General features: G+C 58.5%; 16 protein-coding genes. 2 read left to right on the forward strand and 14 right to left on the reverse strand.

The window, feature by feature from the left end:
• Positions 1-38: 38 nt before the first annotated feature.
• From HYN24_RS08955 to gspG, 13 genes are all read right to left on the reverse strand, one after another.
• A complete protein-coding gene (locus tag HYN24_RS08955) occupies positions 39-845 on the reverse strand; it encodes a helix-turn-helix transcriptional regulator (RefSeq protein WP_117608928.1) in 807 nt (268 codons plus the stop codon).
• 67 nt (positions 846-912) lie between these two features.
• On the reverse strand, positions 913-1,701 hold the full coding sequence (gene epsA, locus HYN24_RS08960) for an XrtB/PEP-CTERM-associated transcriptional regulator EpsA (protein WP_162888675.1): 789 nt from the start codon (positions 1,699-1,701) through the stop codon (positions 913-915).
• 264 nt (positions 1,702-1,965) lie between these two features.
• Positions 1,966-2,790 carry a type II secretion system protein gene (locus HYN24_RS08965; RefSeq protein ID WP_117608930.1) on the reverse strand — a complete coding sequence of 275 codons (825 nt, stop codon included), beginning with the start codon at positions 2,788-2,790 and terminating at the stop codon, positions 1,966-1,968.
• 16 nt (positions 2,791-2,806) lie between these two features.
• Complete coding sequence (locus HYN24_RS08970; protein ID WP_117608931.1) at positions 2,807-3,181, reverse strand: type II secretion system protein; 375 nt, start codon at positions 3,179-3,181, stop codon at positions 2,807-2,809.
• Between the two features lie 3 nt (positions 3,182-3,184).
• Positions 3,185-3,658 (reverse strand): type II secretion system protein, encoded by a 474-nt coding sequence (locus HYN24_RS08975; protein ID WP_240327645.1) that lies wholly within the window; start codon positions 3,656-3,658, stop codon positions 3,185-3,187.
• 13 nt (positions 3,659-3,671) lie between these two features.
• Positions 3,672-5,642 (reverse strand): secretin N-terminal domain-containing protein, encoded by a 1,971-nt coding sequence (locus HYN24_RS08980; protein WP_162888676.1) that lies wholly within the window; start codon positions 5,640-5,642, stop codon positions 3,672-3,674.
• The gene (locus tag HYN24_RS15895; RefSeq protein WP_162888677.1) at positions 5,639-6,019 is read right to left on the reverse strand and encodes a hypothetical protein; all 381 of its coding nucleotides are present in this window, start codon (positions 6,017-6,019) and stop codon (positions 5,639-5,641) included. Before HYN24_RS15895 ends, HYN24_RS08980 begins: the two co-directional genes overlap by 4 nt.
• Positions 6,016-6,558 carry a hypothetical protein gene (locus HYN24_RS08985; RefSeq protein WP_117608934.1) on the reverse strand — a complete coding sequence of 181 codons (543 nt, stop codon included), beginning with the start codon at positions 6,556-6,558 and terminating at the stop codon, positions 6,016-6,018. Before HYN24_RS08985 ends, HYN24_RS15895 begins: the two co-directional genes overlap by 4 nt.
• The gene (locus HYN24_RS08990; protein WP_117608935.1) at positions 6,555-7,085 is read right to left on the reverse strand and encodes a hypothetical protein; all 531 of its coding nucleotides are present in this window, start codon (positions 7,083-7,085) and stop codon (positions 6,555-6,557) included. The genes HYN24_RS08985 and HYN24_RS08990 overlap by 4 nt, the downstream gene beginning before the upstream one ends.
• Positions 7,086-7,087: 2 nt before the next feature.
• Positions 7,088-7,903, reverse strand: coding sequence for a hypothetical protein (locus tag HYN24_RS08995; protein ID WP_117608936.1), 816 nt, complete (start codon positions 7,901-7,903; stop codon positions 7,088-7,090).
• Positions 7,890-9,563, reverse strand: coding sequence for a GspE/PulE family protein (locus HYN24_RS09000; protein WP_117608937.1), 1,674 nt, complete (start codon positions 9,561-9,563; stop codon positions 7,890-7,892). Before HYN24_RS09000 ends, HYN24_RS08995 begins: the two co-directional genes overlap by 14 nt.
• Complete coding sequence (locus HYN24_RS09005; protein ID WP_117608938.1) at positions 9,560-10,747, reverse strand: type II secretion system F family protein; 1,188 nt, start codon at positions 10,745-10,747, stop codon at positions 9,560-9,562. The genes HYN24_RS09000 and HYN24_RS09005 overlap by 4 nt, the downstream gene beginning before the upstream one ends.
• A 7-nt stretch (positions 10,748-10,754) precedes the next feature.
• The gene (gene gspG, locus HYN24_RS09010) at positions 10,755-11,204 is read right to left on the reverse strand and encodes a type II secretion system major pseudopilin GspG (RefSeq protein ID WP_117608939.1); all 450 of its coding nucleotides are present in this window, start codon (positions 11,202-11,204) and stop codon (positions 10,755-10,757) included.
• A 148-nt stretch (positions 11,205-11,352) separates the two neighbouring features.
• Between gspG and HYN24_RS09015 the strand changes: the two genes are divergently transcribed.
• Positions 11,353-12,018 carry a lytic transglycosylase domain-containing protein gene (locus tag HYN24_RS09015; RefSeq protein ID WP_205421361.1) on the forward strand — a complete coding sequence of 222 codons (666 nt, stop codon included), beginning with the start codon at positions 11,353-11,355 and terminating at the stop codon, positions 12,016-12,018.
• Positions 12,019-12,122: 104 nt separating this feature from the next.
• A complete protein-coding gene (galE, locus tag HYN24_RS09020; protein ID WP_117608940.1) occupies positions 12,123-13,127 on the forward strand; it encodes a UDP-glucose 4-epimerase GalE in 1,005 nt (334 codons plus the stop codon).
• An 81-nt stretch (positions 13,128-13,208) separates the two neighbouring features.
• Here galE and HYN24_RS09025 read toward each other — a convergent pair whose 3' ends face one another.
• The gene (locus HYN24_RS09025) at positions 13,209-15,380 is read right to left on the reverse strand and encodes an EAL domain-containing protein (protein ID WP_117608941.1); all 2,172 of its coding nucleotides are present in this window, start codon (positions 15,378-15,380) and stop codon (positions 13,209-13,211) included.
• Positions 15,381-15,383 lie beyond the last annotated feature (3 nt).

The raw sequence follows: 15,383 nt of genomic DNA on the forward strand, positions 1-15,383 counted from the left end.
CCCTCTGGACATGGCCACGCAAGGCGCGTGACCGGCCGTCAGTCCTTGTTCTCGAGACGCCGTGCGGCGAAAATCGCCTGTCCGCGCGACACGGCATCGGCCCGATTCTGCACATCGAGCTTGCGAAATATCTTGTTAACGTGGGTTTTGACGGTGATCGGACTGATCGCCAGTGCCACGCCGATTTCTCGATTGCTCTTGTTGCCGGCCATCCAGCCGAGAATTTCGATTTCCCGCTCGGTCAGGGAGACATGGCCATGCATTTCGTGCGTGTGAATTACCCGCGACAGCACCATTTTCAGGTGCGACGAGAGCAACTTGAAAAGATGCGGACTGCGTTGCAGGTGCTCGGTCGGGACATTGAACAAAATGAAGAAATAGGCCGCCCCGGACATGAACCGGGTGCGATGAACCACGGCGTTGGTCAGCTGGCTCGATTCCGGGTGCCGGTTCTGGTGATATGCCTTGAGCAGGGATTCGAACAAGGTGGTATCGACGGCGTAGGACATGCGCGCCTTGGTCCGAAACAGGCGGATCAGGCGCATGGCCAGTCCTTGTGAGGGATCGCAGAGAAAATCAATGAGTTCGGCGTCGACCAGGCGGTGGTGCAGGAACTCGACGAGGCTGACCTTGCCGTGATCGCCGACCTCGATGCAGACGAGGCTGTCGTGGGGCAGTAATTGAAAGAATGGCCCGGCCATCCAGGCTTGAAACTGACTGCGCTTGTGAACATCAATGGCCGTTTCAATGGCATGCAGGAGACCGCCCTGTTCAATCTCGCTAAGCCTGGTTATGTCATTCATCGGTTTGACCGTTTGGATGGCACGCACATTCGAGGATTTCATTTCATTTGCCAGTCAGGACAATTGCATGCCATGGTTGCCGGGGCGCGCGACTTGAACGGTGCGCCCCTCAGGCGCTTTCCGTAGTACCCAGGTCAACCAGGCGATATTCCTTGGCTTTTGCGGCGGCCGCAGTGCGGTTGTTGGCATTGAGCTTGCGGAGAATTTTCTGCACATGGTTTTTCACGGTCAGCGGGCTGATGTCGAGGCGCTGGCCGATCTCGTGGTTGGTCCGGCCTTCATGCAACAGTTGCAGAACCTCGATTTCGCGCGAGCTGAGCAATGCTTTCGGCGAGGTCAGAAGCCCCGCGTCATTACCGGCTTCGCTTTCAACGACGCGAATCAGTGCCATGCGCAGGTATGGCACGAAGACTTCGAGCATGTAGCGCAAGCGGGGCGAGACCGGCTCGGGCACGCGCAGAAAGGCAAAATAGGCACCCTCCGTTCCGGAAAAGTCATAGGCGCCGTGTCCGGCAATGCAACTCACGTCGTGCCGGTGCAGTTCCGGCATCAGCGAGGGGTGCGCCGCACCTGCAGCCGCACTGGTCTGAATGATGGCGGGGGTGCAGCCAAGGCGCTGCCACTCGTTGATCAGCTTGGAAAGCAGTCCTTCGGTCGGATGTCCGATATCGTCGATGAAACCGCGGTCAACTTCCTGGCTGGAAAATGCCTCGATCTTGTAACGACCTCCGGAAAGGTCGCCAAAGGCACAGACCAGCGTATCGTGCGGCAGAATGCTCTGCAAGCCGCCCTGCACCCAGAGAAAAAACTGGTGGCGGCGATACACCTTCAACGACGTGTCAATTGCGTATAGCAGGCGTTCGGCATCAACGCTGTCCAGGGTTACAAGATCGTTCACTGATTTCTTTTCCGATTCCCGCTCTTCGTCACCCCAGGGGGCGTGAGAACTATGAACTGCCTTTGATCCATCCCTCGCACACAATCCCGAAACAATCCGGAAAACCCGTGCGGGTCGATGAATTACCGATGGCGATAGACCATCACCCATGCCATGGGGACGGGACATGCGCCGAGGCGTTGATTATGGGAAACAGAGATTTCGTAAGTGTGACCTAAACGTGTCCGTTCATCGATCAACAATAGTCCGATCGGACCATTGCGATCACCCACCGGCCAGACAGGCATCGCGACTGGCCTGGGCACCCGCCATGCAGGCCGAATTACCCGAAGCGCGACGACACTCGCGCATGGCATTGCCATAAGCGATCACGCATTGCAGGACACGATACGCATTACTCTGCTGACCATCGGCAGTTTGCTGTGCCGGTTTATCAGGCGTGACCGGTGTTGGATCAGGCGGGAACTCGACAATTGGCGACAGTGGTGACGATTGCTGTGAGGATGGCGATTCATCGGCGGGCGACACAGCAGGCGTCGGACCCGCTGCTGACGGATTACCGACAGGTCCATTAATGGCCGCCGCAGGCTTGGCGGTGTCCTGCTGGATCGGGGAAAATTTCCAGTCGGCGTAGCTGTTTGCCTTGGCAAAAGACTCGTAGCCTTTCCCAAACTTTGCCGTTTTCAGGGGCTTTTCCAGCGACCGACTATAGACGCCGATGATCCTTCCGCCTTCCTGGATCAGCTCCCATTCCTTGCTGCCGGTCATCGGATCGATGTATATCCGGCGCAAATGGCGCAGGGGTGGCGTATGGCGGTGATCTGCCAGCAAATCCTCCAATTGGATGGGGTATTGCCCTCCCCCGCCGACCGTTCCGGTTGCTCCGGGATTGGCCTGCAGTGGCGGCGTTGCCTTGGCGTAGGCTTCGATAGCGTTCCTGATCTCGTTGCCGGCAAACAGAAGTTCCGCTTCCTTGTCCCGCTTCGACTCCATCCACGCCGTCTGCGTCGAGGCGACCAGCATGATGCCTCCGAGGGCAACCATGAACAGTGTGAACAGATAGCTGAAGCCGCCTTGCCGGCCTTTCATTGTGACGCCCCCGGCTTCACCATTCGGCGAACGGGGTGCCGCTGCGGCTCTCGCCCGGCGCCCCGCTGTGCAGGTCGTAGACCGAACCCTTGGTCTTGCTTGAAGGCGGCGGCACGATCTCCCAGGTGCTTGTGCTGTCGGTCACCGGATCGATGGGCAGACTGCGCAGGTAGCGGCGCTCGACAAGTTCATCGAGGCTGTCGGGATAGCGCCCCTGATCACTATGGAATTTGTCGATGGCATCGCGCACGACAAAGAGCGTTTCATGCAGTGCCGACTCCTGGGCACGGTGCAGATGCTGGAAATATTTCGGCGATGAAATAGCCAGCAAGGTAGCAATGATGGCCATCACCACCATCAGCTCGATGAGTGTGAATCCGTTCTTTTTCATGCGTTACCAGTCACGATAGGGAACGCCGTTGATCCCCGTGGAGTCGGAGAGCGAGTACACATCGAAAATATCGTCACCTTCGGTCGGCATCTCGGGCGAACTGGCGTAGCTGCGCTTGCCCCAGGTTTGGGCTGCGGGCACGGTGGCATCGGGAAAGGTCGGATCGCGCGGCAGGCGGCGAAGAAAGTAAATCTTGGTCAGCGTCGGGGTCTGAATGTCGCCGATTCCGGCTGTCAGGTCTTCGAGGCGCGGTGGATAGCCGCTACCACCGGCCCGCTTGGCGATATGTCCCGAATCGACGGCCGCTTTGTAAGCATCCAGCCCGACCCGAACTTCCCGCAGCGAGCGCCGCAGTTCCTGCTCCTTGGCCCGCTTGCTGTTGAGTTCGGCGAGCGGCACTGCCGCGACGGCGAGAATGCCGACAACGGCAGCCACCACCGCCAGTTCGATCAGCGTGAAGCCGCGCGCCTTACGCACCCTGCACCCTAACCTATTTACCGGCCGCCGGGGCCGGAACAGCCTCGACGGATGGTGGCGCAACCTGCTGCACTTCAGCCAGTGGCGCATCGGCGACTGCCGGTTCAACAGCCAGAATCTCGTTCTGACGGCTCGCTCCGCCCGACGAAATGCCGCGCAGCCCCCCTGCCCTGATCGTGAACGGAGCCACGCCGACCGCCATTTCGGTTCCCGAAACAATGGCTGGTGCCGAGGCTTCCGGCCGCACCACATTGCGGATGACCCGCGGCGTGATGAGCAGGACGATTTCCGTCTTGTTCTTACTATCGCTCTGACTTGAAAACAGGCGGCCGACAACCGGCATGTCGCCCAGTCCCGGTATGCGATTGGCGCTGGAGCGCTCTTCATCGTTGATTAGTCCCGCCAGAATCTGGGTTTCGCCATCGCGCAGACGAAGCACCGTGTTGGCCGAGCGCGTGCCGATCTGGTAGGCCAGCGAGTTGCTCGGCCCAGCCACCTCCTTGACGATGCTGCTGACTTCCAGACCAACCTTCATTTCGACGTTTTCGTCGAGATGGACGGTCGGCTCGACTTCCAGCTTGAGACCGACATCGAGGTAGGACACCGAGGCGGCAACGCCGACGTTGGCCGTCGAGGTCGTGGTAAATACCGGCAGCTTATCGCCAATGTGTATCTTGGCCTTTTCGCGATTGATGACCCGAATGCGCGGATTGGCCAGCAACCGGCTGTCGCCGTCCTGTTTCTTGAGGTTGAGCGTAATGCCGGGGTTGAGGACGAATGAAGTCAGGCCCGTCGCCCGCGCCAGATCGATATTGCCTGGAGCCAGCGCGCCACCAAAAGCGGTCGAATTGACTAAAAGGGTACCGTTGGACGAGGCAGTCGTACTATCCGGGGTCAGCTTGCCGTAACTGACGTGATCGGGAAACTGCAGGCCAAGGTTGAGCAGGCGATTGCGCGACACTTCGAGCACCTCGACTTCGAGCATCACTTCAGGCAACGCCAGATCGAGCGATTCGATCAGTTTCTCGGCGAGCTTGATGGCATCCGGCGTGTCCTTGACGATGAGCAGGTTGAGCTTTTCGTCGATGAAGACATCCTTGCTCTTGATCATGCTCTTGATCAGCGCCTGGGCCTGCTTGACGTCGGCATTGGCGAGGTAGAAGGTCTTGACGACGGTTTCCTGATATTCCTTGAGTTTGGCGGGAATATTGGGATAGATCAGCACCGAGTTGTCATTGAGGAGCTTGCGGTCGAGCTGGTTAGTTACGAGGATCAGGCGCAGAGCATCCTCAATACTGACATTACGCACAAATAGGGTGATCTTGACGTCGGCCTTGACATCCTTGTCGAGGACGAAATTGAGGCCGGCCGTTCGCGACATTACCTCGAAGGCGGCGCGCAGGGGCGTGTCGCGGAATTCCAGGGTAATCGGCTTGGCAAACGGACCGTTGATTCCCTGGGCAGTCGACCGCGCATTCGCCTCATCGTCGCGGATGCGCTTCAGACTGGCCCTCGCTTCGCTCTGATTCGGGTCTTCCGTCAGCACGATGCGCAGCAGATTTTCTGCCGCCACCGAATCGCTTTTCTTCAACAAGGTTTCGGCATCCCGGACGACACCCTGACGACGGCGCGCCGCTGAAATTTCGGCCAGCCCACCATTGGCCCGCACGTTGTCGGAATCGGTCTTCAAGACCTGACGAAACAGGGTCTCGGCCTCGTCCAGCCTGCCCGCAGCACGGGTGCTTTCGGCCACGCTGAGCTGACGCCCGGAGAGGATCTCGCGCTGACGGTAATACTGGCTACGCACTTCCGGATCATCTGGCTTGTCGCGCAAGGCTTTGGCCAACAGTTCGACGCCCTGCTCTTGCTTGCCTTCGGCCAGCAGGCGACGCCCTTCGTCAAAGGCCGGGTTGCTGCTGCATGCCGCTAGCAGCGTACTGACCAGCAGCGCCAGCAGTAGCGGCCTGTATTGTTTGGCAATCACTGATTTCTTCCTGTACTCAATTGCTGCTTCTCGTTGAGAGGCAAATAGGTAAATGCGACCGACTGCGGCGAAATGCCGTCGACCCGATAGGTGTTGTCGATGACATCGCCTTCTTTGACGAGGATCTGACGCATCTGCTGGGCGAGAAAGACGGTGACCTTCCCATCGTCGAGCAATGAGCCGCGATACTGGAAAGGCAATGGCGGCGCCACCGGTTTCGGCGGCGGCGGTGCGGGTAGTGGCGGAGGAAGCCAGCTCTGGCGCGGAAACAGACTGACCGGGCCTACTGCGGCCGGCTTCTCCGGTGAGGCCACATCCGCCGCCCAGACCGGCAGACTCACGACAATCATCGCCAGCAGGAGTAAGCAGCGGCTCATGGTTGCCGCACCAGCAAACCGAGACTAACGCGAGCCTCCAGCATGTCGTTGCCGATATCATCCCGGCGCAGCGAAAACTCCTCGACCATCAACCCGGGTTGGGCTTCGATAGCCTCGTCGAGCCAGCGCCGGAGCTGGAGATAATCGCCCTTGGCGGGAAACGCTATGCGATAGTGCAAGAGGCGGGTATCCGGTTCGGGCTGCAGTTTGTAGTCGCCCTGCTCGAGACGAACACCACTGTTCCGGGCGGCCGTATGAACACCGGCGATAACCGAATCAATGGCGTTAACATCCACCAGTTCGGACACCAGAAGCCCCCGGATTTCGCTCTGCGAACTAGCGGCGACAAGCTTTTTCCGCAGGCTGGAGCGGCTCTGCTGCAGTTTTTCGATGCGTGCATCGAGATCATCGACGACCATCAGTTCGAGCGCCACGGCGCCGGCCGCCAGCGCCAGGCCGAGCAGCGCCGGCCAGCCCATGGCGAGGCCATGGAAACGCACGCGCGGCCAGAGCAAGGCCAGGGAATTGCCCGGCTTCATGTCGTCGCCTTCCAGACGAGTACGAAGGTCAGGCCAAGTGCTTCGACACCCGACGATTTCTTGGTTTCGTGCCCGGTCAGAACGACATCGTCGAACTTACCCGTAGCGCGCAGGCGGTCGGCAAAGGCCAGGGCATCGGCGATGCTTTTAGCTTCCAGTCCCAGCTTGATGCGTCGTGCTGAAAACTCCTGGTTCAGGGCGATCAAGGCGACGTCCCTGTCCAGCGCCGTCTCGATGGCCGTCAGCGGCGATGCCCAGCTCACCCCCGACGCCTTGGCAAGGAGTTCGCGCTCGCGCTGTTCGCTGCGCTCCTTGGCAGCCACCTGGCTGCGGCCCTTGGCAGTCTGCGGCGCGCTGGTCTGACGTTTCAGACGGGTCAGCTGTGTCTCGAGAAGTTGTACCTCGTCAACCCGGTCGGCATAGCCATCGGCGGCCAGACCAAGGACCACGGCACCGGCAACGAGAATGATCCAGGCAAAGAACGGACGTCCGGGCGGCGTCACATAATCGAGAATGATCCGGCGCATGCTCACAACCCCCTGGCCATGGCCATCTGGTGCCGTCCGGGGTGGCCGTCCACGGGAAGCCGAAGACTGTGCAGCGAATGTCCGGCCAGGCTGCTCTGCGGCGCCTCGTCGGCAAATTCACCCGTACAGAATACAGGTGCGCTCCGGGCCGACTCGTCGAGCGTCAGATCGAGGCGGTGCAACAGTTCGGCCATGCCCTGCGACGACAGTTCCGCGCAACTTTCATTGCGCACCACCTGCCAGCGCCCCTGCTGGATGAACCCGAGGCAGACGCGGCCGTGTTCATGGGTGGCAAACCAACAGCTTTTGCCTTTGAGCTTTTGCCGCCAGTGATTGTAGCCGGCAACAAAACGCGGTTGCACCGAGACCAGCTTTGACGGCTTGCTGACCACGCCACGCAGCGCCTCGAGCAACTTGGCGTCGATCGCCGTGGCCAGGGCAGTTTCGCCGGGTGGAGTCAGGGCCACCTGGAAGCGCCAGGTAGCGGCTCTTTCACCATAGACCTCACGGAAACGGTAGGCGGCATAGGCTTGCCATTCAGCACTGATTGAGATGCCGGACCGCCAGGGCAAGACCTGATAGCGCACCAGTCCATCAGGCAGCACGACAGAGACGTTGAAGCGTTGCCGGGGTCTTTCGCAAAGCCAGGCCGCCAGCGCGTCGACCCAGGGCTGCCAGGATGATTCGCCAGCTACGGCGGCACTCTGCCCGAGTGCAATCTCGTTATATTCGCGCACCTTGCGCCGCACTGGGTCGACCGTGCACAGGCAAAGGCCCGTCGGAACAAAGGCCACATGCAGGACATCAGGCAACCACACGGTTGACCTCCTCAAGACTGGTTTCGCCGTCTCTCGCCATATCGAGGGCTGCATCGCGCAGGAAGCGTCCGCCCTTGGCGCGCACTGACTCCTTGATACGGCTGACCGACTCGCGGTTGGTGATCATGTCGCGCAATTCGTCATCGAGAATCAGGACTTCGGCCACTGCCTTCCGTCCCTTGTAGCCAGTACCTAGGCAGTGGCCGCATCCGCGCCCGGCGCGGAAACGATAGGTTTCGGCCCCGACAATGCCGGATCGGGCAAGCAGGCGCGGGTCGGGCGTCACATCCTCGGTGCATTCGGGACAATTGACCCGGAGCAGTCGTTGGGCAACCACCCCGTTGAGCGCCGCAACCAGGCTGTAGGGATCAACGCCCATGTGGGTGAAGCGGCCGAGCACGTCGAAGGCGTTGTTGGCGTGCACCGTGGTAAACACAAGGTGGCCGGTGAGCGCCGCCTGCACGGCAATCTGGGCAGTTTCACCGTCGCGGATTTCGCCGACCATGATCTTGTCCGGGTCGTGCCGAAGAATCGAGCGCAGACCCCTAGCAAAGGTCAGCCCTTTTTTTTCATTGACCGGTATCTGCAATACCCCGGACAACTGATATTCGACTGGATCTTCGATGGTGATGATCTTGTCGCGCCCATGATTGATTTCACCGATTGCGCCGTACAGCGTGGTGGTCTTGCCACTACCGGTCGGCCCGGTAACGAGAAGCATGCCGTAGGGCTGTTCCGAGAGGTCGCGCAACTGCTCGATTGTGGCCGCGCTAAAGCCAAGACTGCCCAAGGTCAGCCCGGCCAGTTCGGCCGATAGTGCCCGCCGGTCGAGAATGCGCAAGACGGCGTCCTCACCATGGATACTGGGCATGATTGAGACCCGCAGGTCGATTTCGCGGCCCTGGTAATTGACACGGAAGCGACCGTCCTGCGGTACCCGCCGCTCCGAGATATCAAGCTCGGCCATTACCTTGATACGGGATATCGCCTGCTCGGCAAGATCGACGCCGGGGATTTCGCCAACGGCGACCAGCACCCCGTCGACCCGACACTTGATGGTCATCCCGGTGTGGCTAGTTTCCATATGCACATCGCTGGCCCCGGCCTTCAGGGCATCGTGCAGCGTCGAATTGACCAGGCGGACGACCGGGCTGGTATCGGCGCTGATGGTCTTGAGCGAAATCTCGCTGATCGCCCCGGCTTCCCGCGTAGTCTCCATGGTGCCCATGCCATCGAGGGCCGTTGATGTATCCTCGTGGCGATTCAGGCGGGCGGCAATATCGGCGCTGTGGGCGACGAGGATCGGCGGCAGGTGGACGAACAGCTCGCTGAGCCGGTCGCGCAGATCATTGTCGAATGGATCGGCAACCACGACCTTGACCGTGCTGTCTGCATCACGGACCGGGATGCAATGCATGCGCAGGGCTTCGCCAAAGGACAGGCGGTCGAAACAGGCCGCCCGCACATTCAGTTCGCCCATCGTGCACACCGGAAGCTTGACCGTCGCGGCCAGGGCCGCCACGAATTCCTCGGCGTCCATCCCGCTTTGCTGCTCGAGGATGGCGACCAGTGTTTGAGCGCCGGCCGCGCGGTGGGCGGCGACGATGTCGGCGGCAGAAAAGGCGCGGGGCATGGCGAAGTTGGGGTCGATGGCGTTCATCCGATACTCTCCGCAACCTGAAAGATGGGCAGGTAAAGCAGGATGACGATGCCGCCGATCAACAAGCCGATGAACATCATCAGCAAGGGGCCGAACAACCGGCTGACCGTGTCGATCCAACGCGCCATTTCCTCATCGTGGAAGGCAGCGATGCGTTCCATCATTTCGCCCATGTTGCCGGTCTGCTCGCCGACCCGCAGCAAACGCTGGGAGACCGACGTCGTCAGCCCGTTTTCCTCAAGGGCCCGGGAAGCCGGCACCCCTTCGCTGATGCGTGCAGTGGCTAGGCGCAGACGTGGGCGCAGCACCGGAGTCAGTAGCCCTTCGACCATCTCGAGCGCGGCAGTGAATGGGATACCGCCACGCAGGAGCATGCCGGTCGTACGATAACAGCGCGACAGATGAAATATCCGCAAGCGCTCGCCGATGGCCGGTGATTTCCAGATCAGTGCCCCCAGTTTTGCCTTGACCGACTCCTGTTGCAGCAGGCGGAAAGCGCCGAATGCCAGGATGGCGACAGCAATGAGGACGCTCAGCCCATAATTCTCGGCAAGGTGCCCCCATTCGAGCAGAACGCGCGACAGCCAGGGGAGTTCACCATGCAAATCCTCGTAGATGCGGCTGAAGCGCGGCACCACGAAGGCGAGCAGAAAGATGATGATGAGGCCACCAACGCCGAGGAGGAGTACCGGATAGATCGAGGCGCTGACGAGCTTGGCACGGACATCGTCGATCTGGCTCTGATAGGTGATGAAACGCCGCAGGGCTTCATCAAGATTGCTGGTCTTTTCGCTGGCCCGGACACTGGCGACGTAAAGCCTGGGAAATATCTCGGGCAGTTCTTCGACAGCAGATGAGAGCGGGCGGCCTTCATGCAGACGCCCGAGAATATGCTCCAGCGTGCCGCGGACCGAGGCGTTGCGCTCCTTCTCGGCGAGCACCTCGATGCCGACAACGACCGTCAGACCGGATTCAAGCAGGGCCAGAAGTTCCTGACTGAAAAGCTTCAGGGGAAAATTCGTCTTGCGCCCACCCAGTTGCCCGCTCAAGAACGAGGCCGCACCGACCGACAGCACCGAGTGCCCCTGCCGCTCAGCAAGTTGCCATGCTTCTTCGGCATTCCGGGCGTCAATGTCCAGGAATGCCACTTCTCCCTGGCGAAGGACCTTGACCTTGTGGCGCATGTTGCCGTTACCAGTTACCTATGTCTTCCGCTTCGCCGCTGCCGCCGGGCTGACCATCTTTGCCGTAGGAGAGCAAGTCGAAATCGCCGCCGTGTTCTCCCGGCATGCGATAGACGTAGGCGTTCCCCCAGGGGTCCATTGGCAGCGCCTTCTTGAGATACGGCCCCGACCATCTGGTGACACCGGACGGAGCAGACATCAGCGCCACGAGGCCCTGCTCGGTGGTCGGATAGCTGCCCGTATCCAGTCGATATTGATCCAGCCCTTTTTCCAGCGAGTCGATCTGGGCGCGGGCAGCCTTGATCTCGGATTTGCCAATCTGGGCGAAGAGACGCGGACCGACGTAGGATGCCAGCAAGCCGATGATGACCATGACCACCAGCAGTTCGAGCAAGGTGAATCCCAGCGACCGCAAGCGCCGGATAGGTGAGGAAATGCCTCGAGCAATTGGATTCATCGATGGTAAGGCAATCAAGTCGGTTTGGGAGCGCCGAGTCTAGTTGCCTCGTGTGACAGAACCATGAATGAGGTCACCTCGAATAATCTGCCTTAACTACACCGTCGATACGAAGTTGTCACATATCTCCACTAGCATCCATCCTCACATGGACATCATCGAAATGAACGGACAAGGAAATCCTGCAGAAGCGAAGACCGGCAGAGGCACCGTTAAGGCGTTGGGCGTAGCAAGTCTGCTGTTCGCCATGTGCCTCCCGGCCATGGCCGACATTTACGTCCGCGACGACAGTGGTGTTCCGGTATTCTCCGACATGCCGGATGGCGGTGGATTCAACCTTTTTCTACGGACGAACGATCTTCCAAGGACATCGCTGGCTAGGCACGGCGACGCAAGCCGCGCATCGGATCGCATGCGCCTGTATACCCCGCTGGTGGAAAGCATTGCCAGGCAGAACGACCTTGAACCAGCCTTGCTGCACGCAGTCATCATGGTCGAATCCGGCTACAACCCCGATGCAAAATCACCCAAGGGGGCGGTTGGGCTGATGCAGTTGATGCCGCAGACCGCACAACGTTTTGGCACGACGAACCGGAACGACCCCGAACAAAACCTCAAGGGCGGTGCCCGCTACCTGTCTCTCCTGATCAACCAGTTTGGCGGCAACCTCTCGCTGGCGCTAGCCGCCTACAATGCCGGAGAAAATGCCGTTCGTCGCTGGGGCATGAAAATTCCGCCGTTTAACGAAACCAATCGCTACGTTCCCGCCGTACTCAATCGTTACCGCTGGTTAATGAACAGACAGATGTCGTAGGACTCAGCAGAGACTTCCAAGAATCTGAATTCGTCACATTCGCGGTAATACGTTGTTCACCTCAAGCTAGCAATATCAGGCTTTTAGCTTATTGGTAACCGACGATGATTTTTGTGACAGGCGGCGCTGGCTATATTGGCTCACACACCTGTGTTGAACTACTCCAGTCAGGTCAGGAGGTCGTAGTTTTCGACAATTTCTCGAACAGCCATCGGGAATCCCTGCAGCGGGTCGCGGCAATCACCGGCAAGAAAATTCACTGCGTCGAAGGCGATGTTCGCGACCAAGATGCCCTGGCATCTGCATTGCGAAAGTTCGAGTGCCAAGCAGTCATTCATTTTGCCGGACTGAAAGCCGTCGGCGAATCTGTCGAGAATCCCCTCGACTACTACGACAACAACGTTATCGGCACTCATCGTCTGCTCAGCGCGATGCGTGACTGTGATGTCAAGACACTGGTTTTCAGTTCATCGGCGACGGTATATGGAGAACCACAACAATTGCCCCTGATGGAAAATCACCCGCTGTCGGCGACCAACCCGTACGGACGGACAAAACTTGTTATTGAAGACATGCTGCGCGACCTCTATCGCGCTGACCCATCATGGCGAATCGCCATCCTGCGCTATTTCAATCCGGTCGGTGCGCACGCCAGCGGGATGATTGGCGAAGATCCGCAAGGTATCCCAAACAACCTGATGCCTTTTGTCGCACAGGTGGCGGTTGGCCGCCGCGAGAAACTGAAAATCTGGGGCAACGATTACCCCACCCCCGATGGAACTGGCGTACGTGACTACATCCATGTCGTGGACCTGGCACTTGGTCACCTAAAGGCATTGGAGCGCCTTAACGAGGCACAATGCTTTGAAGTCAATCTTGGCACCGGAACCGGTTACAGCGTTCGCGATGTCATCAGTGCTTTTGAAAAAGCCAGCGGCAGGTCGGTGCCTTACGAATTAGCGCCACGTCGATCTGGCGATGTGGCCTCCTGCTACGCTGATCCTGCTTTAGCTGCCGCTGTACTCGACTGGCGTGCCGAACGAAACATAGATGCTATGTGTGTCGATGCCTGGCGCTGGCAGAGCAACAACCCGAACGGCTTCCGGTAAATGAATTATCTCGTTTCAGCCACCCGGAGTAGCTGGTTCAGGTAAAGGCTAGCCAAAAAATTCGTACCTCACCACCGGGCTTCAAAACTGGTTTGAAAGGCGCAAAAACGCCATCAATTGGGCACTCGGCAGTGGCCGACTGAAAAAATATCCCTGCATTTCATTGCACCCAAGTTGCCTAAGGATGGCAACCTGATGGTCGGTTTCTACGCCTTCGGCTATCAACTGAAGATTGAAATTCTTGGCAATGCCAACAATCGCCTGAATGATGGCAAATGAATCGCTAAATGTCTTAAGGTCACGCACAAAGGACTGGTCGATCTTGATCCGACTGACCGAGAAACGGCGAAGGTAATTTAGGGACGAATAGCGAGTCCCAAAGTCGTCGATCGAAATATTTACACCGGTACCACGAAGATGCTTCACCCGTGCCACAATGTTCTCGGCATCCTTCATGAGGAGGCTTTCGGTAATTTCGATCTCGAGTGATTCTGGGGAAATCCGGAATTCATCGAGAGGAAGTCGAATTCGCTCCAGAAGATCGGCGCGATCAAACTCTCGGGCCGAAAGGTTCACGCCCAATCTGAGGTCTCCGAACCCTTCTTTCTTGAGTCGCACTAATTGCGCACAAGCCTCGCGCAGGACCCAGTCACTAATGGTGATGATCAGCCCAGTATCTTCAGCAATAGGAATAAAAACATCAGGGCTAATCATGCCCGCGCTGGGGTGGTGCCAGCGAATCAGTGCTTCGACACCGATGACCTTTCTCGATTCGGCATCGATCTGCGGTTGGAAATACAGTTCAAACTGATCGCCTTCCTTAACGGCCTTCCGCAGATCGTTTTCAATGGACAAGCGGTCAAGGTGGGCCGTGTGCATATCCGGCTGAAAAGCTGCATAGCCATTTTTTCCCTGCGCTTTAACCTGGTACATCGCCATGTCTGCGCAGCGAATCAATTCTTCGGCGTTCGTGCTGTTGTCAGGGTAAACCGCTATGCCAATGCTGGTTGTGGCCAGAAATTGGGTTTCGCCAAGCAGGAATGGCCTGCGCAGTTCCTCGATGATTTTCTCAGCAACGACGTGCGCATCTTCAATATTGCCGATGGTCGGCAGCAAGGCAGTAAATTCATCTCCACCTTGTCGTGCCAGAGTGTCGCCCGTGCGCAAACACCCCCGGGCGCGAGCAGCAAATTTCCGGAGCAACTGATCTCCAACCTGATGACCATAGGTATCGTTCACCAACTTGAACCGATCAATGTCCAGGAACATCACGGCAAGCTTTTCCTTACGTCTCGTAGCTTGGGCAATCGCCATCTCCAGGCGGTCAACGAACAGTATTCGATTGGGCAGCTTGGTTAGAAGGTCATGAAATGCTTGGAAGGTGATTGTTTCTTCTGCTTTCTTGCGCTCTGAAATGTCGCGAGCGACACCAGATGTACCAAGGAAGACCTCTGAAGATTCACTGGCGGTCGATTCGTAGACACCCTGCGAACTCAAAATTGCCGTCATGACCGAGTTCCCTCCCATGCGCGGCATGGAAGGTTTTCGCTTGAAGCGGACTTCAAGGTTGCTCGTGGCGCGTTCTCCAACTCGCCTTTCGTTGAAGGCATATTGCACATGCTCGTGGTCACGCGGATCCACGACACCCGTGTAGTTTTGTCCGACCAACTCGTCTGGGGCATAGCCCAGCAAGGCGCTGACGCGCCCATTGATGAAGGTGAATCGACCTTCACGATCCAGGGTAAAGATCATGTCGGGCGACTGCTCGACGAGGAATCGGTGCAACTGCTCCGAATGCTGGAGCTGGGCAGAGACGATTGCGAGTTCCTTGTCGCGCTGTCGATTGGCTAAGGCCCGGCCAACAGCGATGATCATGTCGTTAGGGTCGCAATCCTTGCGCAGGAACTCAAAGGCCCGATGACGCAATGCATGGATGGCCGAGTTTATCGACTTGTCCGCACTAAATATGATCACCGAGGTGTCGATTCTGTGGGTGGTCATCCACTCCATGATCTCCAGACCGGAGATGTCGGGAAGCATCAGGTCCAGAATGACCAGGTCTGTCTTGCCTTCCTTAAGTATGGCGATGGCCTCCTGCCCAGTGCTGGCTTCGGTAATTGATCGCTGATCACCGGCCAGCAACTCCATATAGGCGCGTCGAAAGCGTGGCTCATCGTCAACAATCAGAACGTTCTGGCACGCCTGAATGGTTGGCACATTGGCGAGTTCATATAGCGCGGTGATGGCGTTCATGCG

It is taken from the genome of Dechloromonas sp. HYN0024 (genome assembly GCF_003441615.1).
Lineage (GTDB): Bacteria > Pseudomonadota > Gammaproteobacteria > Burkholderiales > Rhodocyclaceae > Azonexus.

Bases quoted from the DNA above. Each gene is read 5' to 3' on its own strand.
- HYN24_RS08955 (WP_117608928.1), bottom strand. From the start codon at position 845: ATGAAATCCTCGAATGTGCGTGCCATCCAAACGGTCAAACCGATGAAT.
- HYN24_RS08965 (WP_117608930.1), bottom strand. From the start codon at position 2,790: ATGAAAGGCCGGCAAGGCGGCTTCAGCTATCTGTTCACACTGTTCATG.
- HYN24_RS08970 (WP_117608931.1), bottom strand. From the start codon at position 3,181: ATGAAAAAGAACGGATTCACACTCATCGAGCTGATGGTGGTGATGGCC.
- HYN24_RS15895 (WP_162888677.1), bottom strand. From the start codon at position 6,019: ATGAGCCGCTGCTTACTCCTGCTGGCGATGATTGTCGTGAGTCTGCCG.
- HYN24_RS08985 (WP_117608934.1), bottom strand. From the start codon at position 6,558: ATGAAGCCGGGCAATTCCCTGGCCTTGCTCTGGCCGCGCGTGCGTTTC.
- HYN24_RS08990 (WP_117608935.1), bottom strand. From the start codon at position 7,085: ATGCGCCGGATCATTCTCGATTATGTGACGCCGCCCGGACGTCCGTTC.
- HYN24_RS09000 (WP_117608937.1), bottom strand. From the start codon at position 9,563: ATGAACGCCATCGACCCCAACTTCGCCATGCCCCGCGCCTTTTCTGCC.
- HYN24_RS09005 (WP_117608938.1), bottom strand. From the start codon at position 10,747: ATGCGCCACAAGGTCAAGGTCCTTCGCCAGGGAGAAGTGGCATTCCTG.
- gspG (WP_117608939.1), bottom strand. From the start codon at position 11,204: ATGAATCCAATTGCTCGAGGCATTTCCTCACCTATCCGGCGCTTGCGG.
- HYN24_RS09015 (WP_205421361.1), top strand. From the start codon at position 11,353: ATGGACATCATCGAAATGAACGGACAAGGAAATCCTGCAGAAGCGAAG.
- galE (WP_117608940.1), top strand. From the start codon at position 12,123: ATGATTTTTGTGACAGGCGGCGCTGGCTATATTGGCTCACACACCTGT.
- HYN24_RS09025 (WP_117608941.1), bottom strand. From the start codon at position 15,380: ATGAACGCCATCACCGCGCTATATGAACTCGCCAATGTGCCAACCATT.